Genomic DNA, 24,959 nt, shown 5'->3' on the forward strand with positions numbered 1-24,959 from the left:
ACAATACTTGAAGGATATCGAGAAATATGAAAGCGGGGACATTGAGCCCTGCCAGGCCACGTTTTATGTGGGCTCTCAAGAGGAGAGCCGTGTGCCCAGGGCGTTTGCTGACGACTACATTCGCACGCAGAAAAGTGTCGCGTGGGTGGGACATAATATCTGGCAACTTGGTGATCGCTTAGAAAAAGTTTTCGGCCTCCGCTACATAGGTCGAGCTTCGGGTGTGGATTTTCGCGAAAGTGAAATTCTATATGAGGGACGAATTTTTAAAAGACGCCCTTCGTTGGGGCCGCAGATTGAATTACTGCCCGTGGATGTGCAGAAGTTTGAAGTTCTGGCGGGAATCCGCGCATGGCGCTCTCGCGAGGTGATTCCCTACGCGATTCGCTCGAAAAATCGCTTTTATCTGACGGATCTTCCGCCTGTGGAGGTTTTTCATCGAGAACAGGAATCCATCTTTGTGGACCTTTTGCCAGAAATTATCGGCAGTCTTCCTCGTGGACGAGCTACAAAGATTTCTCAGGCTCGTTAGGTTGACGGGATGCCAGCGGACCTTTAGTCTTTATCTATGCCTGATTTGGACACTCAAAAATATTTTATCCGCGAAAGTCTTTACAACTTGGTAGAGCTTTCTTTGTTGGCGCGTTTCTATGAAGAGCATTGCACTCCCTCTGCTTCGAGTGGGAAGTTGAATCAAGCGTCATTATCACAGACTTTGTTGAAGATGAAAGCCACCGAGGGCAAAGGCAAGCTGGCCGTTGCTATTCATGAGACAGATCCCGTCGGGTTTTATTGGATTTATGAGGGACAGGTATTGGCTCATTGGGTGCACCCCGATCATCGCGGTTACGGTGTCGAGGAACAACTGAAGAATTCAGGTCATTAATCTTCTAGATAGCGTTTTCTGATTTTCAAGATATCCATGAAAACGCGTCCCATCTCGCGAAACACTTTCACTTTCGAACCTGGAATATCTCGCCACTCGGTGACGGGGTATTCTATGATTTTTTTATCGTGCAATCTGAGCAGAATCTCGACATCAAAAACCCAGTTGCTCGTGAACGGCTCTTGAAAAGCTTTTTGAATCAATGGGGCTTTGAATAGCTTTGCTCCACATTGCGAGTCGTAACTTTTCACTTTTAACAGAATAGCGATCACTGTCGCAAAGCCGCGTCCTAAATAATGGCGAAGTGCCGAGCGCTCGATGTGACTGCCTAGACGATAAATGCGGCTGGCCCATAAGCTATCGACTTCGCCATAAGTTTCCCCATAACGAAGCATTTTCTCAATCTCGGAAAGTGGCGTCGCAAGATCCGCATCCCAAAAACCGACCCAGTCATTGGCCGTTAATGAAAACTTCGCGGGAACCGCCAAAAAACCTTCACGAACCGCAGAGGCCTTTCCGCCGTTCTTTGTAATAGCATGAAGATGAATGTAAGGATTTTGACGAGTGGCCTCTTCGATAATTTTTTTTGTATTATCTTTGGAGCCGTCATCAACAAATAAAAACTGAAGATTCGAGTTTGCGTATTTATTAAACTCGCTCAGTTTCAATCGCTTTTCTTCGTTGTAGCAGGGAATCACAAGAACAATCATCAACGGCCCTTTTATTTATAATAATAAAGATGTTTTCGCTTGGGAATGTCCAATGGTTTCTGCGCTCAAGTAATGACAATGGGCTGCGTTAATCGCTTTGCCTGTAGAATTGCAATTTCATAGTGTCCCAGTTTCGACAAATGTGTATGGTGATATCTATGAGCACAAATTTTTGGCAGGGAAAAAGAGTTTTCATCACCGGGCATACAGGCTTTCGTGGAAGCCATCTTGCTTTGGCTTTACAAAAAGCGGGCGCCATCGTGTTTGGATACTCTCTGGCTCCGGCGACGACGCCTAATTTTTTTGAAGTGGCCAATGTCGGTGACGGCATGACCTCTACATTTGCAGATGTGCGAGATGCGCAGTCGTTGAATTCAGCTTTGGATTTTGCGCAAGCGGAAGTCGTGTTTCATCTTGCCGGCGGCGGAGGGCTGAAGGAATCTCTTGATAAGATTCCTGAAGTGTATTCGACACAAGTGATGGGCACTGTGAATTTGCTAGAATCCTTGAAGCAGACGGCGACGGTGCGTGCGGTTGTGGTTTTGACGTCTGATAAGGTTTATCGTGTGAATATAGCTCAAAATTCTTACACAGAAGATGATGCTCTAGCGGGAAATTCTCCGATTTCTGCGGCGAAGGCTTGTGCAGAGCTTGTCGTTCAATCTTATTTAAACAGCGTATTTTCAACTGATAAATACAATCGCCACAAAATCTCGATTGCAACGGCAAGAATGGGGGCCGTTGTTGGTGGCGGTGACTTTGAGGAAAATAGTTTGGTTTATTTGCTCGCACAGGCGGCACAAGGTGGTGGCGATTTACCTCTAAGAAACCCAAACTCTCAACGGTCTTGGCTGTTTGTTGATGATGCTATTCAGGGATTGTTAGCTTTAGCGGAAAAGCTTATAGAAAAAGGTCCCAAGGCCGCAGGGCCATGGAATTTCAGTGCGGGAGCTGGCGGAATTTTATCTGTATCGGAATTCAAAAATGCATTTATGGAATCGTTCCGTGGAGTAAAAGCCGCTGAACTCGATCTGGTTAATAAAGGTGTTTCTACTCATGGGATTTTAAACTCTCAAAAAGCGGAAACGGAACTTGGCTGGTCCGCGAAATATTCTCCGATTCAGGCCGCACAAAACTGTGCAACCTGGTATAAAAAATATTATTCGACTTAGTTATTTGAACAGAATGTTTTGAGATCCGATAAGGAAACTCAAGCCATTCATATACATGCGATCAGCTTGAGGCGGGCAGTCTTTAGCATGAGTGAATGTTCTGTCTTCTTTCCAGAGGAAACATTTCTTTTCGCCATACTTGCGAATATTAAACACAACAGACCAGTCGCCCTCAAACCAAGCGGATTCACCAAGATGGAAGATGCTGGCTCCTTCGCTGTAGCTTTCCGGATGAAGCATAGAACGGCCCAAGAATGTGGGCGCCGCAGTTCCGGTGAGATCAGCCAATGTCGCAGCGATATCGTTTTGATGGAACACGCCCTTAACCAATTTATCTTCAAATGGCTTTTGCGATGTGTTTCCACCTGTAGGAACGTACTTCATCAAAAACGGAATATAATAGTGCTCAAACAAGCTGTTCGCAAATGTGGTGTGATCCGCAAAAGCCACAATCAAAAGATCTTTTTTCCAATGACGCTTAAGCAGTGAGTTGTAGAAATCCTGTAGCTCTTTATCTGCATAGTGAAAATGAGCATATTCTTTAAGGTCATTGAGTTCTGTCGTGACCCCATGAGGAAGAGCATTATCGTGTGTTGTATTCGTGTTGATTGCGATAAGCAGGGGCTCTTTCATTTCATCCATTTTGCTTTCAGCAAACTTGTACAAATCATGGTCGTAAACGCCCCAAGCATTTTGCTCGTACTTTTCAAGATGAGGGATTTCGTTTTTACCATAGGATTTTTGGAATCCGGTTTTCAATGTCAAAAGTCCAACACCGCTGGTGTTTTGATCGGACCCTTGAAAGAACGCAGAGCTATAACCTTTTTTATCTAAAAGTTGAGGCAGGCATGTGAAGTCTTTGTTTTCGATTTCACTGAACATGATGCTCTTACCAAACGGATTGGGCAGGCTGCACATTGTAGCGAAGATACCCTCTGTCGTGCGATGGCCTCCGGCAACCATCAGTTCAGGGCGTAAAGATTCTTGGCGTAACTTCAAGAAGAATGGCAAAACAGGCTTTCCGTTTTCACTCATATCAAGCAGCGTTCCTGACCAACCTTCAAGGAAAAGAATGACGATATTGCCGTCAAAGTGTCCCGTTGGATTTTTAATACCACGTTTGCTGACCCACTCTTTAAAGACCTGGTCAACAGCGGCATCTTTAGGAGCGTAAATATCTTCTTTGCTTGATTTTTTTCCAGCGAAGATCCCCCAAACAATTCCGTAAGTTCCGTTCAAGGCAAGAACAGATCCTGTGGCACCGCCTCCGGCGCGATAGGCCCATGAAGGATCTTGAGGAATCCCTTCAAAGCCGCGGATGAAAACGACACTGATCACCGCAACAAAAAGAAATACCGGTACACGCCAAAGGATGCTTTTGATTGGTGCATATTGGGCTTTCACATATTTTGTTCCAGCATACGCGCCAAGAACCACCAACACCAACGGCAGCCAGTATTTTAACAGCAACGCGCCAAGTGACGATTCGATAGTAACTAAATTGTAGATCTCGTAAGAGATATGTCTTCCGGACTCTTTCATGTACAAGGCGTCGGTTATCAAGAAGAGCGTATATAAAAATAGCAAAATAGAATTCAGAATTTTGAATTTTGATTTGCTATATCCAATCAAGACCAGGCTTCCGAATAAAATGAAATAAAGGAAGGCCGCCATCGCCAGGTCATAATGCCAGCCATAGAAGAAATTTTTGATCGAGGAAAAGATTGTGTCTGGATTGGAAAGACTCCAAATGCCCGTGTAAAAGGCAACGCCCACGCGCAAAAGCATTCCAAAAATAACGACGCGAAGAAGATACGAAATAGAAGCTCTAAGAAAAGTCATACTATGGTTCTAGTGCGATTACCTGGGAAAATAAAGGGTTTCAGGACTCTATTTAATGCACAATACCACAAAGATCTCTCGAGAGCCTTTTAGGTCCAAGGCTGTGTGAAGAATAAGTGACACTTCTTCCGAAAGAGTGCTAAGTTTTTTCGAAAAATTGAGAATTATTTTAAGTTCGCACGGAGTCTCTAGATGATTTCTTCTTTATTAATTAATTTTCTGCTCTTTTGGGGAGTCGGTGCACTCCTAGAGAAATATCGAGTTTCATCGAAATATTGGGCTCCTTTCCTTAAGACGGTCGCATTTATTGCTTTGGCTTGGTTTGTATTAACGGCTCTTTCTTATCTGGTAACACCGCTATTCTTCGATCATGCCGAATCAAATATTGCAGCAGTGGCAGCCGTATGGCTTCGCGGAGGAAGTATTTATACTGCGTTAGATGCTCCTCAAAGATACTCTCTTCTTTACGGTCCATGGCCTTACATTGTTGCCGCTTGTTTTGAGTCTTTAGGATCAGCTACGATTTTTTTAGGAAAGCTTCCAGGTGTTTTAAATGCACTTTTGGTTTTAATCGGAATTTATATCGCCGCTCGATTCCGTGAGGCTCATAAACGTGATAGTTTGCTCATTGTCGGAGTTACGGCACTAGCTCTTCTCGGATTCTATAACTACAGTTATTGGAATCGTCCGGATTCTTATTTGACCGTCTACGTTCTTTGGTCAGTTGTTGTTATAGAGATTTTCAAAAAGTCGTCATCATCTCAGCTTATTGTTTATGGGATCATCGGCGTTTTGATGGGGCTTGCGATGAACTGCAAGGTGCATGGTGTTTTCTATTTCTTGCCAATCGCGTTCTATTATCTCGAATCATCAAAATCGAAACTGAATATTTTAGGTTTGATTATAGCAGCAGGGCTCTGTTTGGTAGCGGCATTGGGGCCTTTTGGGCTTCACAATGTAAGCTTGCTTTCATATGCAGAGTGGCTAAGGATGGCAGCGAAACACGGTCTTTTGCTTAAAGAGATTGTTCGCAATATTTCATTCATTCTAAGCTTCTTGGTACTGCTCTATGCTTTAGGATTTACTCGTAACTATTGGAAAACCTACATCGCACTTTGTGTCTCAGGATTAATTATAGCTGTTTTCGCTGCAAAGCCAGGAGCGGGGACTCATCACTTTATGCCGCTAGTTCCTGTCATTTTATTCTGGGCCGCAGCGACATACGGGGAGACAGATCAGCTTTCTAAAAAAAGATCGTCCATTATTGTTTCTTCCTTCCTAATTATGTTAGCAATTGTGGCAATCAATCATCAAAAACGTATTGTTGCTTTGTTATCGCAAACACCTCAGCGCATCCGTGAGTTTGACGATATGAAGTCTATTGCGGAAAAAAATCCCGGACCTTTAGAGCTGGGATACACAGACATGAAGCAATACGAGTCAAGCTTTTACAAGCCATGGTTGATTTATCATGGACGTGGTTTGCTTGTTGATGGCGCCGCATTGATGGATATGGCGGCTTCTGATATTGCTATTCCGTCGTCGACCGTCGCCATCGTTAAAGCGTGCTCTATTCCAACGATGATATTTCCAAAAGGAAAAGAGCCTTGGAGTATCCCAAATCTTTATGATGAGAAAAAATTCCTAATTTCAGACGAAATGCGTGCTGCATTTGCTGCAAACTATAGTTTGAAAGAAGAGACTGAATTCTTCCAAGTATGGAAGTGTAAATAAAAAAAAGACTCCGTAAGGAGTCTTTTTTTACATCTTCAATTTTTTGAAAATTCCTTCTGGAATATTTTTGATGATCATCATGATATAACGCCAGAAGAATGGCAGATATACGATATTTTTTCCGTGCTCGATAGATTTAACGATACCTTTAGCGATTCCACTAGGTGAGGCCCAAAGCGCGCCTTTTTTAAACTCTTTGGTCATTGGCGTATCGACAAAGCCTAATTTGAAAGTGATGACATTGACACTGTAAGGGAATAAGCGATTGCGAAGTCCATCGGCATAGGTCGATTTTGCAGATTGGGCTGCTCCATAAATATAGTTGGACTGTTTGCCACGGTCGCCAGCAACTGAAGAAATGACAGCGATAGTTCCTGACTTTTGTTGTTTCATTTTTGCTGCTACTTCATTCAAGAGGGAGGCATGACTCATGAAATTGCTATTAAGGATTGAAAGAAGTTCGCCTTGATCGGCTTCGGCTTTGTCTTGGTTACCCAAAACTCCATGAGCCAGAAGGACCACGTCCACTTTCTTGGCAAGACCCCAAATTTTTTCGATCAATTGGTGATGAAGGGAAAAATCATTTAAATCCTGAGCAAACACAGAAACCTTGCTGGCACCGCGAACTTGTAGATCTTGGGCAATGATATCTAAAAAGTCTCGTCTGCGGCCGACAAGAATCAGTTCAGATTTCTCTATAGAGTATTGCTTTGCGACCTCTTGCGCGATAGCTGATGTTGCACCGATAATTAATATTTTTTTCATGTGACGCGTCTCCAGAAGCTTGAACTAAATTTTGGATCGATGAATTTTTCAAATTCATTCAGGCGGGGATAGAATTGAGCAAAACCTTCTTTGGACATGCGGGCATCTTTAGCGGGGTAGATGGCGCCGCCAGCTTGCCTAACGATCACATCACAACGATCCAAGAACTTTAGTAACTCAGGTCCGTAATTAGCAAAATCCAAAGCTAAAGTTACGCCTTCACGAGGAAAGGACATCATGCCCTCAGATTTAATAGACCCGAATGTTTTCAAAACAACTAAGAAGGAACCCATTTGGCTTTTCTTCACTAGATCCATGATTTCACGAATAGCCTGCCCGTTATCTGTCGCGTAAGGAACAACGACTTGATATTGCAAGAACCCGCGACGGCCATAAATTTTGTTCCAGTTATTGACTGAATCCAATGGATAGAAGAACGGCTCGTAATGAACCGTATTCGCGCGATGTTTGAAAATATTCTTATGGTAGTAAGCAAGATTGAAAGCGCGAATCGATAGGGGATTCAAAGCAAAGTCGGGGAAGTACGTAGGAATAGTCTTAGCACTATTCGAACGATGGACTTGATAATCGCCGGCTCGTTGTTCGCTGTAGTTGCCGCGAATGATAATTCCACGAACGTCATTGCCTCCATTGACACAATCGACCCAACCTGCAACATAAGCAAAGTTCTTATCGGACTCCTGAGAGAGCTCAAAGAACTCTTGAAGATTGTAGAATTGAATTTGTTCTTGAGCGATGTAAGAGGATGGGATTTTCTTTAGCTGAATTTCAGCCCAAGTAATGAATCCTGTAAGCCCCATTCCGCCGACAGTCGCATGGAAGTAATCTGGATTCTGATTTCGGGAACAAAGCAGACGTTCGCCATTCGAGCGAAGAAGTTCAAAGCTTAAAGTGTGATGACCAAAATTCCCCGCGCGACCATGGTTTTTTCCATGAACATCATTGGCAATTGCGCCGCCGACAGTTACGAACTTTGTTCCTGGTGAAACACTCAGAAACCATCCACGAGGAACTGCAAACTGCAATATTTCATTCAGACTCACGCCAGCTTCGCAACGAAGGATGCCGGTATCGCTATTGAACGCGATCATGTGATTTAGATTGAGGTTGCTGATCAAGGTGCCGTTTTCATTAAGGCAGGAGTCGCCGTAAGAGCGGCCTAAGCCTCTTGGAAGAATACTCGAATCTGTCTGTGGCAAATCCTGGTTTCTCTGCTCTAATGTCAGCAAAGTCTGATTTGCCACTTTGGGATACAGACCCCAACTTGGATATTCCATCATAGAGCAAACCCTAGAACGACAGCGGTCAGAGCTAGGCACACCCAGCTTACTTTATCTTTGACGGCAAAGACCACGGGGTCGTCATGAATTTCATCGCGATTTGCTAAGATCCAAACTCTTGAAATCCAGAATAAAAGAATCGGCGCGACGAACCATAGGTTTTCTGGGCGTCCGTAAAGTGCGCGAACTTCTTTGCTTTGAAGGTACAGCAGGATGATCAACATCGAGATCAGACCTGAACTGACACCCAAAGCTTGAATCATGGGATGGTCTATTTGACGATAGCCGCGACCGTCCAGCGTGATTTTGTTTTTGCTGCGGATGATTTCTGTATAACGTTTTACACAGGCAAGACTAAAGAAGAACAAAGTTGAAAAGCTTAGAAGCCATTCGGAAACGGGAACTGACGTCGCGGCGGAACCTGCGAAAATACGAAGTGTGTACATCATGGAAAGAATGATGATGTCGACTACGACGCTTTGTTTTAGGTAAAGCGAGTAGGCGATATTCAAGATTAGATATGTGGCAATCCAAGCTAGGTAAATTGTTGGTAGCGGTATTGCAAAAAGAACGGCGCCGACTAACAGTGCTGGAAGTAGGAATAATCCCCACTTAATGGATAAGTTTCCTGACGCAAACGGGCGATTTTTCTTTGTGTGATGATTGCGGTCCGAGCGAAGATCTAAAATATCGTTCAGAACGTAAACGAATGAGGCTGATAAGCTAAAACCAGCGAAGGCGCAAAGGCACTGAGTAATTGTTTCGACATTCCAGAATTTATGACCGGCAAGTGCGGGTAAAAAAACTAAAGCATTTTTGATCCACTGATGAGGGCGCATTTGTTTGACGATCAAGGCTAGTGTGCTTTTCCTTTTGTCGTAGATGAACTGCGTTGGTTTATTTAGGCGTTCAATCTTTTTACGAAGTCCACTAGATGGATTCACCGCTACGATCTCTGCAGCCTCTTTCCAAATTGCTAGGTCTACTTGGTGGTCACCGCAGTAAGTGAAAGCTTTTGAGCCAATGCTTTCCTTTATCGCGATGAGTTTGCGGCTTCCTTTAAGATTACGTTCTGCCGAAGAGCCAAAGGCTCTGTTGAAAATTCCGAGATGCGTTGCTACTTCTTGAATCCATGGCTCAGGGCTTGCCGAGGCTAAAATGAGTTCGCAACCTGTTTTTTCTTTTGCGCTCTTCAAAAGATCAAGAACCTCTTGGCGGTATGGAAGAAGCTTTGCGGCTAGTGGCACCTGCTGTGCAAGTTGAGTTTTAAAATAGGGAAGTCCGCGGAAAAGCCAGAAGATGCTTTGGAAAAAAACCAAGGGCTTCGCCTTGAACAAAAAAATCCATTGTTCATAAAGAACGTCAGTTTTAACTAGGCAGTCATCTAGGTCGCAAACGATGAATTGTGTCATTGGTGGTTAATCTAATCATTTTGCAAACTTGGCGCAAGTAAGCGCGGGGCGTTAACGTATGTAAAGACTTTTTGCTTTGGTTTGCTCATGAGTTATATTTCGCCTGTAGATGAATTTTTGAGGGGTCATTTCGGCTGTGACAAAAAAAAAGTGGTTTTTGCTGACGTTTGTTTTATTTGCTATTCACTTTGTCGCAGTTTTAGCGTGGGTTTCGGATGGCTTTACTCACTTTAACTACACTCTTGATGATCCTTATATTCATCTGCAATTGGCACGAAATATTTGGCACGGGCATTATGGATTTAACTCTGCGGAATTATCCGCTCCAAGCTCTAGTGTTTTGTGGCCTTTGGTGCTAGCGCCATTTTCTTCCTTTGGCTTTTATGAACTTGTTCCTCTTGTGTTAAATATTATTTTAAGTCTTTGTTTTGCAGGTTATCTTTTTAAGATTTTAGAAAAGCGTGGATGGTCTGAAAGAGCCACTTTTCTTGTGACTCTTTTGGGTCTTTTAGTTATCAATTGTGTCGGGCTAGCTTTGACCGGACTAGAACATGTTTTGCAGATCCTCGTGGTTCTGGTCATTGTTGATAAAATTCTAATGCGTTTTCCAGACGAAAAAGTGGGCGATCAAAATGATGTCAGTGTTGCTGGCATTTTAGCGCTCGCCTTACTGATTCGCTATGAAATGCTTGTGTTTTGGGTTGCTATTGTGGGTTTCTATATTTTGTCGAGGCAGTTTCGTAAGGCTGTCTTGGTAGGAAGCCTATCTCTTTTGCCGCTGGTTATGTTCTCCCTCTTTCTGAGTTTTCTAAAATTAGGTTTCTTGCCAGCGTCAGTTATGGCGAAGACAAAAAGTCATGAGGTTTTTCCACTAAGTCTTTTGGGCAATGTTTGGGCGAATGTGGTCTCGCGTCCGGGAATGATGTTGATTCTGCTAACTTTGGTTGCGGTTGCGCTTTGTGTAAAAAGCAAGAAAGCGAATATCACCAATCTATGGATTATCATCACACCAGCAGTTTTGCATATTCTTGTTGGGCGTTTCGGCTGGTTTTACCGCTATGAAGTTTATATTTATCTTTATTTATCACTTTTGATTTTGATGTTGATTGATTTTAAAAAGATGAAGAGCAGCTGGGTTGCAGTCTGGACTGTTTTCTTTGTCATAGTTTATTGGCCTTATCTTGGAAGCGTCGGAAAACTTCGCCAGGCTTGTCGAAATATATACTATCAACAAGGTGTCACTGTAGATTTTCTCAACAAATATTTGCCTGAAGCCATTGGAACTAATGATATCGGCTATGTTGGCTTTAAACATCCATTCTATGTTTTAGATTTATATGGCCTGGCTTCAAAAGAGGCTTTGGACTATCGCCTCCACGCGCCTAATTTTGATTGGGTCACAAATCTCGCCAAAGAGCATAATGTTGAAGTAATATTTGTCTATCTGAAATGGATCAATCCCAACTCAGATTGGGTCAAAGTGGCAGAGTTCGAAACGACAGAAAGAAGCGTAGTTTTAGGTTATCCAATTCTATGGGTTTACGCCAAGCCCACGCGAGTGGCTGGCCTGCGCAAGGATCTTATTGAGTTTCAAAAAACCATCCAAAGAGATCCTATCAAGCTGAGGATTTATTAAGAAGAGCGGTTGCTCTTCTTGTCTGAGATTTCTATTGCTAGCCAATTTCAGCATTCGCATCGTTGACGTACTTTCGTGAGAAAATAGCCCCCAACAGGCCGCCGATAATTAACATCATAATGTTACGAACTTCTCTAGAATCCATTGGGGAATCGGTGAAGGATTCAATGAGATAAGTTATCAAAACCATTAGCGCACAGAGGGCAAATTGCTTCGTCAAAATGTCGTTCGAGCTTCTAAATTTGCGATACAAGCACATTAAACCATAAACGCAAAGTATTAGATAAGCTGTAAGTCCCAAAACCCCCGTGCCAGAAAGAAACTGCAAATACTGATTGTGAGCATGAGCTTGTTGGTCGCCGAAGGGGATATCTGTTCCATAGGTCTTTAGCAATTGGGTGTTTTGCCAGTACCCAACACCAAAAAAGGGTTTTTCGGAAAACATTTTAATATTTGCTTTCCAAATTTGCAGTCGAATGGCGTTTGAAGAAGATGAATTTAGATTTTGAGTGTAAAGAAGTCGATCCCTGAAATGAAATGCGTTTGTTGAAAACATCAAGATAACGACCGCCACGCAAGCTAATGCCGAGAATAGAATCCGTCGATTTTTACGAAGAGTTATAAATAGGAGTGTCACAGAAATCACAAGGCCACCCCATGAGCTTCGTGAGTACGTCAAATAAGTCGTTCCTAAAAATAGAAAAGCCGTGATAATCGCCCAGATCGAGATTTTCTTTTTAAAATAGATTTGTGAACCAATCCAGGTAAGACAAAAGGAAGTCCAAAGACCAGCAGCCATACCAAAAACATTAGAGTTATTGAAGAAACCTTGAAATCTGTGATCTGGATTGAAGGCGACTCTCGCTGTGTTCATGATCAAACCATCATATATAATAGCGATACCGGCTGCTAAAATGAGTGTAATAAAAAGATACTTTAAGGATATTCCATCATTTGCGCCAATAAAATAGGTGGCCAGAAAGATGATATATGCGCCTAAAAGCCATCTGAAATTTAGAATCTCGGACGGCATTCCCGCCAGAATATAACTGATGAAAATAATAGATAGTAAAACTATTATCATTAAATGTAGAAATCCAGATTTCTTGAAAATTGAAGCGACATTTTTTATGGGCCACGGCTTTGAAAGTAGAATGGTCAGCAATAGAGCTACCATGCACCCGTCGAAAAAACGCCAAGAGATAAAATTTGTAAAAACGGCCAATAAAAGAAAAGTAGAAACAATAGATTTAGACATTTTTGAAGAAGAATCCCCTAAAAGTAGTAATACGCCTCATAACATCAAGAATAAAGGCGTTAGTAAAGTAGCAAATTGGCGGTCGAATTGGCTGCATGGCGTGACCATTCGTGATTTAATTGAATTTCGGAAATTATTCAGTGATTCTTTGCTGACAAATCGTTCAAATAAAAATAAATAAAATTCTGATTACATGGTGTGTTTTGATAATTTGGGAGATACAAGGAATGCAAGTGAGACTTCAATCGGTGGGCCCGTGTGTAAATCGTCTTCTATCTTCGTTATCTCTGAAACATGGTTTTATTTTTCTTTTGCTATTTTCAGCTTTATTTCACTTCATTGGACCTTATTTATATTATGAGTTAGTAGGTTTTCAAACCAACTATCAGCCCCAGACTCAGATGTTTTATGATCGGGGAGCTTATAATATAGGCGCAGCAATAAATATTCTCGGATTGGGGGTGGCAGGAATAGTTATCATATTTTTGCCTAACGCGAAAAAAATTGTTCCCACTACGGTAAAGCAGCCCGCAATTTTTTTCATCGCCAGCTTTGCTTGGAATCTTTTATATTTATATCTTTCCGGCGGCTTTCAAGGTGTGTTAGCTGGAAAACTTTTGGGAAGCTGGTATAGCTATATCGGTATTTTTCTAATGATTAATATAGCATTTCTTCTTAGTATGGGTCTTTTTAGTAACAGTAGTTCTTATTTGTTGTCATCTCTATTTGTTTTGTGTTCAGTTCTCAATGGTTCTCGTTCTGCTCCGATTTCACTACTCATAGTTAGCTTTGTTCTGATGAGTGTTGAGCTCTCAAATCGCCGGAAACTTCAATATGGTGCAATGCTGTTAGTATCATTGGTTTTTTCTGTATTCTTTTTTAAAGTCGCGAACTCATTTCGAAGCTCAGACTTTTTACTTCAAAGAATCGAAGAGGTTGACCGAGACTCCGGCGGCTTATCCCACATAATTGGGCGGGCTTCATTTCTTGAGACATCTATGATCCCGATTATATTCAAGGGTCATCCAGATGAGCACGCCCAAGAGTTGGAGACATTTTACAGCAAATATTCTCTAGCAAACCAGTTAAGTCTGTTTGCTAGATATTTCTTTCCGGGAAGTTTAAAGAGAATCATCGAATCTAAGGAGCCGGGATTTTTTAATTTTGACCTTTTGCCGAACCAGTATTATCGAAATATTTTTTTACAGGAAACGATGGAGATGGTCCGGAAAAAGTATACTTCAGTGAATATAACTTTTCCCGTATATGTGTATATGTATTCTAATGCCGCAGTCGCGATACTGTCTTATGCGATAGTATTGATCTTATCATATTTGCTCATTGTATTTATGGCGAAGTGTTATGCGCCCATTTCTTTGGTACTTTTTTTGAATATCTATAATCTGATTTATTTCTTTGATGCGACAGATTTTTTAGTGATGCTACTCCATTCCTTATTGACGATGGTGGCATTTCTTATTTTTTATGCTGGCTATGAAAGATTTCGAAAAAGAATTCAGTTCGATAAAGTTGCTTGATTCTATAACACATTTTTTTGGGCGAGATTCTTGTCTAAAGATACTCTGTGCGTACCAAATGATGTTGCCTTGGAAGACGCGCAGGGCTGTTATACGCTATAGTGAATCTTTTTCGACGCAGCTGCTCATTTTTGGCGAGATGGTCTCATCTGAAGACAATTCCATTTAAATGTGACCTAGACTTGAGAAGTAAAGTCGCTTTTATGAAGTGATGCTTTTTGAACTTCACAGTTAATTCAAAATTGGTGACAGGCCATTCAGCGGAAGCGCTATGTTCAATGGAACTGCATAAAGCGATTTGCCCTTAGAAAATTAAAAAAAAGATGACTTTACGATAGCATAGACATTTAATGCCTTGTTTGTATTTATGAAATGAGCACTCATGGATTCCAATACTAAAGAATTATTTCATTCTGTTTATGCTCCACCGCGGTCATCGAGTGGAATGACGGTGGAGGATATTTACAAAGACTCCGAGGTTCTTAGTTTTGCTTTAGCAAGGCACGGTTTGCTTGAGGGATTGAAGGCACTTGATCTTAAGCCCGGCGATTCAATTTTAATACCTTCCTTTATTTGTCGTGATGTTTTAGCGCCAATTAATATTTTAGGCCTGAAGATACTTTTTTATCCTGTTGATCAAAATTTGAAATTCGTTGGCTCTGCAAAAGAGCTGCCTTTGGCAAAAGCAATTTTGGCTATTCATTATTTTGGTCTCGAGACAGATTTGAGCGTTTACAAAGAGTATTGTGATAGAGTTGGTGCATTTTTAATTGAAGACAATGCCCATGGTTTTTTAAGCCGATCGACTCAAGGCAATTTTTTGGGAACACAGGGTGATATTGGGATCGTCAGTGTTCGTAAGACATTGCCGATCGCGAATGGTGCGATTCTTATCTTTAAGCGTGGTCGCTTTACTTTGCCTAAGTTACAGCCCATGAAGATTGTAAATTGGCGACTCATTATTAAAAATAGTCTGCGACCGTTGGTCGCAAAATGGGGAACCGGATTATTGTTGCGTCTGACGAAGTTTAAAAGGCAATTGAGACTTTTGCTTAAAGGAAAAGAGTTTCCTGAGTCAACAGATCAAGATGAGTGGGAATTGTCGATGATTCAGTCTCCGGTCGAATTTAATTCTTATATTTCTAAGATGGACATCGCAAAAGAGATTTGGCGCCGTCGCGCGCTGTTTGAAGTGTTGGGGCAATTTTTAAAAGATGAAAGTATTGAGCCGTACCGTAAATCCTTGTCAGCGAACGAAGTTCCGTATGGGTATCCTTTCTTCTGTTCGCCTGAGCAAATCGGTATTGTAAGGAAGCGTTTGGAGTCTGTCGGAATGGAAATAGTAAATTGGCCAGCTCTTCCTAAGGTCATTGATAACTCTTCAACCCCTAGTTTTTATAGAAACCTCTATCTGGTTAAATTTTTATGGTAGGCGCAATGTTAAATTGGAAGGTTTTCGATCAAGACGCCACGGTATGGAATCATTATTTGACGGCGCTTTCATATTTTTCGATCTATCAAACCTACGAATGGGGTGAAGTGAAAAAAAATGATGGATGGTATGTCGTTCGTCTAATTGGTTTTGATCGTGATCAAGAGACCTACTCGATGGCGCAGATTTTTGTAAAAAAGCTGCCATTTGGAGGAGTTTTCTTTTGGTGCCCAGGTGGCGTTATGGGGAAAGATCTTGGATTGAACATGAAATCCTTGAAGAAGATTTTGAAGTTCCGATTTTATTATTTTCGCTGCTCGTTTCATGATCCAGATATTTCTTTGTCAGTGCTTGAAAAGTTAGGTTGGCGTAAGCCCACTTATAGTATGAATAGTAATCTTGCGATGGCTCTCTCTTTGGAGGCCTCTGAAGAAGATCTATTGATGCAAATGAGTTCAAATTGGCGACACAATTTAAAACGTTTTGAAAAAAAAGAGGTTATGGTTGAGCCATGGATCGATCCAGATGCATCGACATTATTTGCCTACTATCAGAAATTTGAATCATTAAAAAAACTTAGCCAGCAACATTCGCAAGCTTCTATAGAAGAGACGATTAAAAAGTTTGGACGAAATTTAATTATTTACCGAGCGTTTAATAAGGATGGGGAGTTGCTTGCTTTGCGCGGCTATATCTTAGCTGGAACAAGAGCTTTAGATTGGTATGCGATCTCTACTGAGTCTGGTCGATCGTGCTATGCATCTTATGGTGTCTTGTGGAGAATTATTAGAGACGCTAAAACTCGAGGCATATTGTTTTATGATTTATCGGGTGTGGACCCCGTAGGGAATGCTGGCGTGTACAATTTTAAAAAGGGCGCCGGAGCATATGAAGTTCGATATCCAGGGGAGTTTGAGAAGGCGAGCTTCTTCTTGTTGAAGATTGTTGTGAATTTTCTTCTGAAAAAAAGGCTAAGCATTTCTTAGTGGATATCGGTGAGAGGATATATAAATGAACTTGTTGTTTCGGGCCACTGTAGAAAGCCTTAAAACAGGAACAAATTTTGTCGCAAATAATCGCATCATCATTTTCAAAGAAAATGATGATCAAATTTATGCAACCAAAAATCGATGTAAACATTCATCGGGGCATTTTACTCCGTGTGATTCCAGTCAAAAAATTGTGACTTGTCCATTTCATGGTTGGAAGCTTGATTTGCAAAAAATGACCTACGTCAATCCAGCTGGTGGGCTCGAGCAAATGCAATTGAAAGTCGAATTGCGTGATACTGATGTGCTGATCTACGACAACGAACTTTCCTCTGATACATTTTTTGTGCAACCAAGAGCTACAGAACGACCTGATTTTAAGCTCGAGTTTTTAACTCATGCGTCGGTTTTGTTCTCGACGCCAGAACTTTCTATAGTGACAGATCCATGGCTGACAGGTCCTGCATTTTTAATGGGGTGGTGGTTAAAATACGCTCCACCTACAGATTGGTTAAAGAAAGTCTGTGATGTGGATTATATTTATATCAGCCATAATCATTCCGATCATTTAAATATCCATACTTTGCGAGAAATTTTTAAAGCTAAACCTGACGTTCGGTTTTTGATTCCACCGTTTGAAGACCAATCAGTTTTGACCCCATTAAAGGAGCTAGGATTCCAAAATTTCATTATGCCACGTTTTAATGAGTGGCATAGGCTGAATGACGATACTTTTATAATGATTTTGCCTGATGCTTCTGGAAGAGATGATAGTGGTCTATTAATTGACTATCGTGGTTACAAAGTTTTGGATGTGGTGGACTGTCCAAATATCAATGATGGCATTCTGCCAAAGGTTGATGTGTTGTTTACTCCATTTGCCAGTGGAGCAAGTGGTTATCCAGTTTGTTGGCAAGATATGTATCCTGCTGAGAAAATTAGTAATTTGGTAGAGCGAAATCGTAAAAAAGTTTTGGCGCTATCTCTTGATATTATTGAAAAAACCAAGCCCGATATCGTTGTTCCTTTCGCTGGATATTTTGTTGAGGCATACCCTGGTGACTCAGATATACGGGCTTTGAATAAAAAAAATACACCGGAAGAATTTCGCTCTACTGTTGAAAAAAAATATAACAACACAAAAGTTTGGTGCCCCACTGGAGGAGCTATTTTTTCTTTTAAAGATAAAATAGAAATTAAGGCAGGCTCTAGTCAGCCTCCAGAATATGACTTCGAAAAGTACCTCGGGGAAATTCGTGCCTTTAATAAGAAATATCGTACGAGTAGCGGGGTGGATTTTTTAAAATCTTATTTTGAATGGGCAGGTTTCTGCTCTGATATGCTTATGAATATTATTCTTATGAATGAGGATTTTTCCGAAGAGAAGGAAGCCTATTGGATTGATTTACAGAACCTAAATGTAGATACAAACCGTCCAGATATTCAAAGAAAGCAATTCTCACGGCTTAAGATTCGCGATGACATGTTTTACTATGTGGCTCTTCGCGGACTGCCATGGGAAGAACTGAGTATTGGATTTCAGACCCGATTATCACGTGATCCTGATGTTTATGAGTTCGATTTTTGGAATCACTTCCAGAATAAACTTCCAGGAACGCCATTTTATAAAATTTTAAATAAGAAATCATAATACGAGGTTGATAACATGAAAAAGGTTTTAGTGACTGGTGCTGACGGATTTATTGGATCTCACCTCGTTGAAATGTTGAGTGCAAGGGGGTATGAAGTTCGAGCGTTAACTTTATACAATTCATTCAACAATTGGGGGTGGTTAGATACCATTCCAAGGATTAAGAATGTTGAGATTGTATCAGGCGATGTTCGTGATCCATTTCTTTGTAATGAGATTACAAAAGATATTGATACGGTTTTTCATTTGGCTGCATTAATCGCTATTCCTTATTCATATCGTGCGCCAGCAAGTTACGTTGACACAAATGTGAATGGTACATTGAATATCTGCAAAGCAGCTCTTGAAAACAAGGTAAGCAAGGTTATTCATACGTCGACCAGTGAGACATATGGGACCGCTCTATATGTGCCCATTGATGAGAAACATCCATTGCAACCTCAGTCTCCGTATAGCGCCTCAAAAATTGCGGCAGATGCTATGGCTATGAGCTTTCACTACTCATTTGGATTGCCTCTAGTGACCGCTCGTCCTTTTAATACTTACGGGCCTCGTCAGTCGGCTAGAGCAGTAATTCCGACGATTATTTCCCAAATTGCAGCAGGCAAAAAAGAAATTAACTTAGGAGATACGTCTCCAACCCGTGACTTCAATTATGTTTTAGATACTTGTCGTGGTTTTATTGCTCTTGCAGAAAGCCAGGATGTGATTGGAAAGACGGTGAATATCGGATCAAATTTCGAAGTTTCTATTCAAAAAACTTTCGAAATAATTCGTGATATTATGAAGTCAGACGCCGTGATTATCCAGGATAAAGAGCGTATCCGTCCGAAAAACTCAGAAGTCCAACGTCTTTGGTGCGATAATTCGGTTATCAACAAAACGACCGGATTCAGACCAGAAGTTTCTTTGGAGAAAGGGCTCGAGCTTACGGTTGAATGGTTTAAAAACCCATCAAACCTAGCTCATTATAAAACGGATATTTACAATGTTTGAGTCGACGATTCAATTTATCAAAAAACTTTATCCCGAACAGGACTTCATACCTCTTCACGCACCAGTTTTTCAAGGGCATGAAAAACAATATGTTATCGAGGCTATTGATTCGACATTCGTTTCCTCAGTCGGAGCTTTTGTTGATAAATTTGAAACCGATTTCTCTAAATATACAGGTGCCAGAAAAGCGGTCGTAACGGGAAATGGTACTGCCGCTCTTCATGCGGGCTTGCATCTCTTGGGAGTTGGACCTGGTGATGAAGTTCTAACACAGGCATTAACGTTTGTGGCGACAGCCAACGCCATTTCATATTGTGGTGCTCGTCCAATTTTTTTGGATAGTGATCGTGTTACAATGGGACTTTCTCCTGAGAGCCTGGAGTTGTTTCTATCAAGTAATGCGGAAGTTCGTGAGGATGCCTGCTTTAACCGTAAAACGGGAAAGCGAATTGCAGCATGCGTGCCGATGCATGTTTTTGGCCACCCTGTTCGAATCAAAGAAATTATTGGAATTTGTGACACATACAAAATTCCGGTGCTAGAGGACGCCGCGGAGTCTTTAGGAAGTTTTTTCGATGGCCGTCATACCGGCCTATTTGGAAAAGTAGGAGTTTTTAGTTTTAACGGAAACAAAATTCTAACATCTGGCGGTGGAGGTATGATTGTTACAAATGATGATGTTTTGGGGAAGCGGGGAAAGCATATCACTACAACTGCTAAAATTCCTCATCGTTGGGAATTTGTTCATGATGAAATTGGATTTAACTACCGCATGCCAAATCTAAATGCAGCATTGGCGTGTGGGCAATTGGAGCAGTTGCCCAGCTTCATAGAGAATAAGCGTGAAACGGCTTTAATTTATAAAGATTATTTTTCTAAGCAAGGAATTAACTTTTTCACCGAACCTCCGGGCGCTCGATCGAATTACTGGTTGAATGCCATCATTCTAGAAAATCGTTCGGAAAGAGACCACTTCTTGGAAGAAACTAACAAACAGGGTGTTATGACCCGGCCGATTTGGTCGTTAATGCCAGATTTGGCCATGTATAAAGATTGTCAGCAGTCAGATTTGTCTATTGCACGTGAATTGTCCGAAACTGTAGTGAACATTCCTAGTAGTGTGAGGATTCGATGAAAAATATTTTTCTAGTGGGTGGAGGAGGACATTGTGTTTCTTGTATTGATGTCATTCTTGCCGAGGGAAAGTATCAAATTAGAGGCATTTTTGATTTACCTGATAGACGTGGAACAACTGTATTAGGTGTTCCGATTCTGGGTGGCGATGAACTAATTGAAGAATACATTTCGGATGAAAATTATTTTTTGGTGACCGTTGGGCAAATAAGAAGTCCTAATACTAGAATGGATATTTTTGAAAACGTGAAAAAAAAAGGCGGTATTTTTGCTACGGTTATTTCTCCGAGAGCCTATGTGTCGCCATTTGCTACTATAAAAGAAGGCAGCATTGTTATGCATGATGCATTAGTTAATGCAAATGCTTTTGTCGGATTCAACTGTATCATAAATACCAAGGCGCTAATTGAACACGACGCTGAAGTACAAAGTCATTGTCATATATCTACTGCTTCTGTGATTAACGGTGGTTGCCGTATAGAAGAGGGTGCTTTTGTGGGTAGCAATTCGGTTTTAAAGGAAGGTCTTGTTGTTCCCAAGCGTGCTGTCTTAAAGGCTGGGGAGTTTCATAGATGAAAAGTTCTAAAGTTTTGATCATCGCAGAAGCGGGAGTTAACCACAATGGTGATATAGATACGGCCCATAAGTTGATCGACGTCGCTGCTGAAGCAGGTGCTGATATCGTCAAGTTCCAAACTTTCAAGGCAAAGAATCTCGTGACGGCTTCGGCGCAGATGGCTGAGTATCAAAAACGGAATATAGGGGTTGAAGAAAGTCAGTTTGAGATGCTGAAAAAGTTAGAACTTTCTTATGAAGACCATCATAAGTTGGCTAACTATTGTAAGCAGAAAAATATTAGCTTTTTATCAACTGCATTTGATTTTGAAAGTTTAGCATTTTTACAAACTCTTGCCATGGGACTTTGGAAGATTCCAAGCGGCGAGATCACTAATTTACCCTATTTAGAGAAAATTGGATTATTTGGGGACCCAGTTATTATTTCTACGGGCATGGCAGAAACACAGGAAATTCAAGCTGCCATTCAAGTGCTATTAAAGTCTGGTTTGTCTTTGGATAAATTAACAGTTTTGCATTGTACGACGGAATATCCGACCCCCATGACCCATGTGAATTTAAGAGCGATGAAAACCTTAGGAAGTCTTTTGGGAACTGGATATGGTTATTCAGATCATACTCTTGGTATCGAGGTACCAATTGCAGCAGTGGCTCTCGGAGCAACTGTGATCGAAAAACATTTTACGTTAAGTCGAGAAATGACGGGACCTGATCATAAAGCGTCGCTCGAGCCGAATGAATTTTCGGCTATGGTAAAGGCAATACGCAACATTGAAGAGGCTTTGGGTAGTCAGGAAAAAAGACCATCTAAAATTGAAATTCAGAATCGCGCAGTAGCTCGAAAATCGATTGTAGCGAAGAGAAAAATTAAAGCTGGCGAAGTATTCTCCGAGGAAAACCTAACAACAAGCAGGCCGGGAACGGGAATCTCGCCGATGAGGTGGCATGAACTAATTGGACAGCAAGCGATTCGCGATTTCGAGGAGAGCGAGTTGATCAATGACTAATATATGCATCTTTACAAGCACTAGAGCTGATTATGGAATTTTAAGCCCATTAATCCGTCTGCTGAATAATGATGTGAATTTCAATACAGTACTTTTTGTAACAGGAACACATCTTTTAGAACAACACGGGCATACGGTTGAAGAAATCAAACGTGACGGAAACTCGATTGGTTATGAGGTTCCCCTTAAGATGCAAACAGAAGGACCATCTTCTCATCTGGAGGTCATGGGAGAATCCTTAACTCTTTTTACACGGGCACTCAGTCACAAAAAGCCCGATGTAGCAATTGTATTGGGCGATCGATATGAGACTTTAGCATTTGCTATAGCCGCTAATGGATTGGGAATTCCGTTAGTTCATCTACATGGTGGTGAGTTGACGGAGGGCGCGCTTGATGATGGGTATCGGCACGCTATCACCAAACTTTCATATTTGCATTTTACTTCCGCTGAAATATACAGATTAAGAGTTTTGCGTATGGGTGAAGAGCCAGAGCGTGTGTTTAATACAGGAGCGCTGGGGATTGATAATGCCATCCATTCAGCGGATTTATCGAAGGACGCTCTTGCGGCGGCACTGGGCATATCATTCAAGAAGTATTTGTATTCGGTGACCTATCATCCGGAGACCAGCAATCCCAGTCTGAATCTATTGCAAGTTTCTTCGATGCTTTCGGCGCTTTCAGAAAAGATTAAAGGAAATGAAACATTTATTATTTTCACTCGTGCGAATGCTGATCCTGGCAATGAAGAAGTTCATAAAAAGATAGAAGATTTTTGCAGATCATTTCCTGAACATTGTTACTATGTGCCATCTTTAGGAATGAGACGTTACCTGTCGTTGTTAAGAAATGCAGATGTCGTCATAGGTAACTCATCGAGTGGAATTATTGAAGCACCAGTATTCGGGACGCCGACCATCAATATTGGAGATCGACAAAAAGGGCGTGAATTAGCACTCTCAGTATTTTCAGTAAATGGTGATCAGGCGGAGATTTCAGCTGCAATCGAAAAGGCCTTATTGTTTAAGCGTATAAATAAGAACAAAAATTTTTCCATCTATGGAGATGGGACAGCCGCTTCAAAAATGTTTGAAATTTTGAAACGTTTTAAATTTTTGTCTTTTCCAAAGAAGCATTTTTACGATGGTTAAAGAGGAATATCTTGTGGGAAGTTTGAAGGATAAAAATTGGCATAAACTACTTATTCCTAGCGAGGTTTCGATACGTGAGGCTATGGAGCGCATTAACGAGCATGGCGGTAAAGGTCTTTTTGTAGTTGATACTGACTTGATTCTAGTTGGGTCGCTGACCGATGGAGATATTCGTCGTGCTCTGCTGAAGGGGATAAGCATTCAAGAGCCTATATATAAAGCTATGAAAAGCGATTTGATATGGGCAAGCGAGCATCTTTCAAACGATGAGAAGCAGAGAATTTTATTGGAAAAGAACATCCAAAGTTTGCCAGTTTTGGATGCACAAAGAAAAGTTATTGAAATTTTTGTGATGGATCGATCTGGTGACTGTTATGAAAATCCAGTTGTTTTGCTTGCTGGTGGGATGGGGACAAGGCTGGGAAAGATTACTCAGAACCTCCCTAAACCTATGGTAGAAGTTGCCGGCAAGCCGATCCTAGAGCATATCATCAATCGTTTTGTTGAGCAGGGCTTTAAGAATTTCTTTCTGTCAGTGAACTATAAGGCTGACGTCATTGAAAATTATTTTTCATCTGGTGACAAATTTAAATGCCACATTGAGTATCTTCGTGAAAGTAAACGCCTAGGAACAGCAGGGCCTATGAGTTTACTTCCTCATGATCTTAAAGGTCCGTTAGTGGTTATGAACGGAGACTTGTTGACTCAAGTAAATTTATCTCAGTTACTTCGTTTTCATATGGATCATCATGCGAGCATTACGATGTGTGTTCGCGAATATGAAATAAATATTCCATTTGGCGTAGTGGAAACTGACGATGGATTTGTTCGCTCTTTTCATGAGAAGCCTAGTCGTGTATTTAAGGTGAACGCCGGGATTTATGTAATTGATGCGGATATAGCGAGGAAAGTTCCCAAGGACGAATACTTTGATATGTCGTCACTTCTAAATCTTTTATTAGAGGAAAATATTGAAATTGCCTGCTTCCCTATTATTGAACGTTGGATCGACGTGGGAAGAGAGTCCGATTTAGATATGGCGAGATCTGTGTACTCTAAGGATGATGAATGAAAAATAATAATAAAAAAATCTGCATCATTCCGGCGCGCGCTGGATCTAAAAGAATACCTGGAAAGAATCTTGTCGATCTTGGTGGGAAGCCATTAATTCGTTGGACGGTGGAGCAGGCGATAGAATCAAATGTTTTTGACTCTATTGTGGTCAGCTCAGACTCAGAAGAGATCTTGAATGCTAGTGGTGATGAAGCGATTATTGTGAAAATGAAACGAGCAGCTAGCCTTGCCGGTGATTATGCATCTACAACAGATGTTATCTTGGATGTTCTTCTAGAAATGAAGCTTCATTCAAAGGAATTCGATATAGTTGGTCTTTTGCAGGTAACATCTCCATTTCGAACTAAGTACAATGTAATTGAAGCATTTAATAAATTTGAAAATGCAAAAGCTGAATCACTAGTTTCTGTAGTCCGCGTGCAGGAAAATCCATTCCATATGGTATCAGAGACCCGTGATGGAAAATATAAATTGTTAATTTCCCAAGATCCTTCGACATATAAGCGTACACAGGATGTTTCGCCGATTTATCTACTCAATGGTGCAATTTATATTTCTCGAACGAAGAGTTTTTTAGAGGAAAAAACTTTCTTTGGAGAAAAAATGGTAATCTATGAGATGTCTAAAGAAGCATCATTGGATATAGATACCCCCGAAGATCTTGAAGTTGCTCGAGGGCGTTTTAATAAATAG

General features: G+C 41.2%; 22 protein-coding genes and 1 pseudogene. 17 read left to right on the forward strand and 6 right to left on the reverse strand.

The features are described from left to right. A pseudogene (locus tag VF412_RS11625) lies at positions 1-532 on the forward strand (hypothetical protein); the annotation flags it as partial. Positions 533-568: 36 nt separating this feature from the next. Further along, positions 569-886, forward strand: a complete 318-nt coding sequence (locus VF412_RS11630; protein WP_331339413.1) for a hypothetical protein — start codon at positions 569-571, stop codon at positions 884-886. On the opposite strand, the gene VF412_RS11635 is transcribed toward VF412_RS11630, so the two are convergent. Further along, positions 883-1,596, reverse strand: a complete 714-nt coding sequence (locus tag VF412_RS11635) for a glycosyltransferase (RefSeq protein ID WP_331339414.1) — start codon at positions 1,594-1,596, stop codon at positions 883-885. The genes VF412_RS11630 and VF412_RS11635 overlap by 4 nt on opposite strands. 158 nt (positions 1,597-1,754) lie before the next feature. Between VF412_RS11635 and rfbG the strand changes: the two genes are divergently transcribed. After that, positions 1,755-2,768 carry a CDP-glucose 4,6-dehydratase gene (gene rfbG / locus VF412_RS11640; RefSeq protein WP_331339415.1) on the forward strand — a complete coding sequence of 338 codons (1,014 nt, stop codon included), beginning with the start codon at positions 1,755-1,757 and terminating at the stop codon, positions 2,766-2,768. Here the strand turns inward: rfbG and VF412_RS11645 are convergent, their stop codons facing one another. Continuing rightward, positions 2,769-4,610 (reverse strand): LTA synthase family protein, encoded by a 1,842-nt coding sequence (locus VF412_RS11645; protein ID WP_331339416.1) that lies wholly within the window; start codon positions 4,608-4,610, stop codon positions 2,769-2,771. A 192-nt stretch (positions 4,611-4,802) separates the two neighbouring features. Between VF412_RS11645 and VF412_RS11650 the strand changes: the two genes are divergently transcribed. Beyond that, positions 4,803-6,344 carry a hypothetical protein gene (locus tag VF412_RS11650; protein ID WP_331339417.1) on the forward strand — a complete coding sequence of 514 codons (1,542 nt, stop codon included), beginning with the start codon at positions 4,803-4,805 and terminating at the stop codon, positions 6,342-6,344. 27 nt (positions 6,345-6,371) lie between these two features. Here the strand turns inward: VF412_RS11650 and VF412_RS11655 are convergent, their stop codons facing one another. Genes VF412_RS11655 through VF412_RS11665 form a run of 3 tightly spaced genes read right to left on the reverse strand, consistent with a single transcriptional unit; the run spans position 6,372 to position 9,822 of the window. Continuing rightward, positions 6,372-7,109, reverse strand: a complete 738-nt coding sequence (locus tag VF412_RS11655; RefSeq protein WP_331339418.1) for an SDR family oxidoreductase — start codon at positions 7,107-7,109, stop codon at positions 6,372-6,374. Next, the gene (locus tag VF412_RS11660; protein ID WP_331339419.1) at positions 7,106-8,410 is read right to left on the reverse strand and encodes an FAD-binding oxidoreductase; all 1,305 of its coding nucleotides are present in this window, start codon (positions 8,408-8,410) and stop codon (positions 7,106-7,108) included. Before VF412_RS11660 ends, VF412_RS11655 begins: the two co-directional genes overlap by 4 nt. After that, positions 8,407-9,822: a UbiA family prenyltransferase gene (locus tag VF412_RS11665; protein WP_331339420.1), complete on the reverse strand. Its 1,416-nt coding sequence runs from the start codon at positions 9,820-9,822 to the stop codon at positions 8,407-8,409. The genes VF412_RS11660 and VF412_RS11665 overlap by 4 nt, the downstream gene beginning before the upstream one ends. A 136-nt stretch (positions 9,823-9,958) precedes the next feature. Here VF412_RS11665 and VF412_RS11670 point away from each other — a divergent pair, with 136 nt between their 5' ends. After that, the gene (locus tag VF412_RS11670; protein WP_331339421.1) at positions 9,959-11,458 is read left to right on the forward strand and encodes a hypothetical protein; all 1,500 of its coding nucleotides are present in this window, start codon (positions 9,959-9,961) and stop codon (positions 11,456-11,458) included. A gap of 37 nt (positions 11,459-11,495) precedes the next feature. Here VF412_RS11670 and VF412_RS11675 read toward each other — a convergent pair whose 3' ends face one another. Continuing rightward, complete coding sequence (locus VF412_RS11675) at positions 11,496-12,332, reverse strand: O-antigen ligase family protein (RefSeq protein ID WP_331339422.1); 837 nt, start codon at positions 12,330-12,332, stop codon at positions 11,496-11,498. A gap of 178 nt (positions 12,333-12,510) precedes the next feature. On the opposite strand from VF412_RS11675, the gene VF412_RS11680 reads away from it, so the two are divergent. The 12 genes from VF412_RS11680 to VF412_RS11735 all read left to right on the forward strand — a co-directional run bounded on the left by VF412_RS11680 (position 12,511) and on the right by VF412_RS11735 (position 24,959). After that, on the forward strand, positions 12,511-12,897 hold the full coding sequence (locus VF412_RS11680; protein WP_331339423.1) for a hypothetical protein: 387 nt from the start codon (positions 12,511-12,513) through the stop codon (positions 12,895-12,897). Between the two features lie 46 nt (positions 12,898-12,943). Beyond that, positions 12,944-14,254 (forward strand): hypothetical protein, encoded by a 1,311-nt coding sequence (locus VF412_RS11685; protein ID WP_331339424.1) that lies wholly within the window; start codon positions 12,944-12,946, stop codon positions 14,252-14,254. A gap of 382 nt (positions 14,255-14,636) precedes the next feature. Beyond that, complete coding sequence (locus VF412_RS11690; protein WP_331339425.1) at positions 14,637-15,686, forward strand: DegT/DnrJ/EryC1/StrS family aminotransferase; 1,050 nt, start codon at positions 14,637-14,639, stop codon at positions 15,684-15,686. 5 nt (positions 15,687-15,691) lie between these two features. Next, entirely contained in the window at positions 15,692-16,672 is a 981-nt protein-coding gene (locus VF412_RS11695; protein ID WP_331339426.1) for a lipid II:glycine glycyltransferase FemX, read from the forward strand. A 25-nt stretch (positions 16,673-16,697) separates the two neighbouring features. Beyond that, positions 16,698-18,326 (forward strand): Rieske 2Fe-2S domain-containing protein, encoded by a 1,629-nt coding sequence (locus VF412_RS11700; protein ID WP_331339427.1) that lies wholly within the window; start codon positions 16,698-16,700, stop codon positions 18,324-18,326. Positions 18,327-18,341: 15 nt separating this feature from the next. Continuing rightward, positions 18,342-19,322 (forward strand): NAD-dependent 4,6-dehydratase LegB, encoded by a 981-nt coding sequence (locus VF412_RS11705; RefSeq protein WP_331339428.1) that lies wholly within the window; start codon positions 18,342-18,344, stop codon positions 19,320-19,322. Further along, on the forward strand, positions 19,315-20,457 hold the full coding sequence (locus VF412_RS11710) for a LegC family aminotransferase (RefSeq protein ID WP_331339429.1): 1,143 nt from the start codon (positions 19,315-19,317) through the stop codon (positions 20,455-20,457). Before VF412_RS11705 ends, VF412_RS11710 begins: the two co-directional genes overlap by 8 nt. Beyond that, entirely contained in the window at positions 20,454-21,032 is a 579-nt protein-coding gene (locus VF412_RS11715) for a NeuD/PglB/VioB family sugar acetyltransferase (protein WP_331339430.1), read from the forward strand. The genes VF412_RS11710 and VF412_RS11715 overlap by 4 nt, the downstream gene beginning before the upstream one ends. Next, on the forward strand, positions 21,029-22,039 hold the full coding sequence (gene neuB / locus VF412_RS11720; protein WP_331339431.1) for an N-acetylneuraminate synthase: 1,011 nt from the start codon (positions 21,029-21,031) through the stop codon (positions 22,037-22,039). Before VF412_RS11715 ends, neuB begins: the two co-directional genes overlap by 4 nt. Next, entirely contained in the window at positions 22,032-23,192 is a 1,161-nt protein-coding gene (gene neuC, locus VF412_RS11725; RefSeq protein WP_331339432.1) for a UDP-N-acetylglucosamine 2-epimerase, read from the forward strand. Before neuB ends, neuC begins: the two co-directional genes overlap by 8 nt. Then, positions 23,185-24,264, forward strand: coding sequence for a nucleotidyltransferase family protein (locus VF412_RS11730; protein WP_331339433.1), 1,080 nt, complete (start codon positions 23,185-23,187; stop codon positions 24,262-24,264). Before neuC ends, VF412_RS11730 begins: the two co-directional genes overlap by 8 nt. Then, positions 24,261-24,959 carry an acylneuraminate cytidylyltransferase family protein gene (locus VF412_RS11735; protein WP_331339434.1) on the forward strand — a complete coding sequence of 233 codons (699 nt, stop codon included), beginning with the start codon at positions 24,261-24,263 and terminating at the stop codon, positions 24,957-24,959. The genes VF412_RS11730 and VF412_RS11735 overlap by 4 nt, the downstream gene beginning before the upstream one ends.

This window comes from Bdellovibrio sp., from assembly GCF_036384735.1.
Taxonomy (GTDB): domain Bacteria; phylum Bdellovibrionota; class Bdellovibrionia; order Bdellovibrionales; family Bdellovibrionaceae; genus Bdellovibrio.

Bases quoted from the DNA above. Each gene is read 5' to 3' on its own strand.
- VF412_RS11630 (WP_331339413.1), top strand. From the start codon at position 569: ATGCCTGATTTGGACACTCAAAAATATTTTATCCGCGAAAGTCTTTAC.
- VF412_RS11635 (WP_331339414.1), bottom strand. From the start codon at position 1,596: ATGATTGTTCTTGTGATTCCCTGCTACAACGAAGAAAAGCGATTGAAA.
- rfbG (WP_331339415.1), top strand. From the start codon at position 1,755: ATGAGCACAAATTTTTGGCAGGGAAAAAGAGTTTTCATCACCGGGCAT.
- VF412_RS11645 (WP_331339416.1), bottom strand. From the start codon at position 4,610: ATGACTTTTCTTAGAGCTTCTATTTCGTATCTTCTTCGCGTCGTTATT.
- VF412_RS11650 (WP_331339417.1), top strand. From the start codon at position 4,803: ATGATTTCTTCTTTATTAATTAATTTTCTGCTCTTTTGGGGAGTCGGT.
- VF412_RS11655 (WP_331339418.1), bottom strand. From the start codon at position 7,109: ATGAAAAAAATATTAATTATCGGTGCAACATCAGCTATCGCGCAAGAG.
- VF412_RS11660 (WP_331339419.1), bottom strand. From the start codon at position 8,410: ATGATGGAATATCCAAGTTGGGGTCTGTATCCCAAAGTGGCAAATCAG.
- VF412_RS11665 (WP_331339420.1), bottom strand. From the start codon at position 9,822: ATGACACAATTCATCGTTTGCGACCTAGATGACTGCCTAGTTAAAACT.
- VF412_RS11675 (WP_331339422.1), bottom strand. From the start codon at position 12,332: ATGAACACAGCGAGAGTCGCCTTCAATCCAGATCACAGATTTCAAGGT.
- VF412_RS11680 (WP_331339423.1), top strand. From the start codon at position 12,511: ATGAAAATAATAGATAGTAAAACTATTATCATTAAATGTAGAAATCCA.
- VF412_RS11685 (WP_331339424.1), top strand. From the start codon at position 12,944: ATGCAAGTGAGACTTCAATCGGTGGGCCCGTGTGTAAATCGTCTTCTA.
- VF412_RS11690 (WP_331339425.1), top strand. From the start codon at position 14,637: ATGGATTCCAATACTAAAGAATTATTTCATTCTGTTTATGCTCCACCG.
- VF412_RS11695 (WP_331339426.1), top strand. From the start codon at position 15,692: ATGTTAAATTGGAAGGTTTTCGATCAAGACGCCACGGTATGGAATCAT.
- VF412_RS11700 (WP_331339427.1), top strand. From the start codon at position 16,698: ATGAACTTGTTGTTTCGGGCCACTGTAGAAAGCCTTAAAACAGGAACA.
- VF412_RS11705 (WP_331339428.1), top strand. From the start codon at position 18,342: ATGAAAAAGGTTTTAGTGACTGGTGCTGACGGATTTATTGGATCTCAC.
- VF412_RS11710 (WP_331339429.1), top strand. From the start codon at position 19,315: ATGTTTGAGTCGACGATTCAATTTATCAAAAAACTTTATCCCGAACAG.
- VF412_RS11715 (WP_331339430.1), top strand. From the start codon at position 20,454: ATGAAAAATATTTTTCTAGTGGGTGGAGGAGGACATTGTGTTTCTTGT.
- neuB (WP_331339431.1), top strand. From the start codon at position 21,029: ATGAAAAGTTCTAAAGTTTTGATCATCGCAGAAGCGGGAGTTAACCAC.
- neuC (WP_331339432.1), top strand. From the start codon at position 22,032: ATGACTAATATATGCATCTTTACAAGCACTAGAGCTGATTATGGAATT.
- VF412_RS11730 (WP_331339433.1), top strand. From the start codon at position 23,185: ATGGTTAAAGAGGAATATCTTGTGGGAAGTTTGAAGGATAAAAATTGG.
- VF412_RS11735 (WP_331339434.1), top strand. From the start codon at position 24,261: ATGAAAAATAATAATAAAAAAATCTGCATCATTCCGGCGCGCGCTGGA.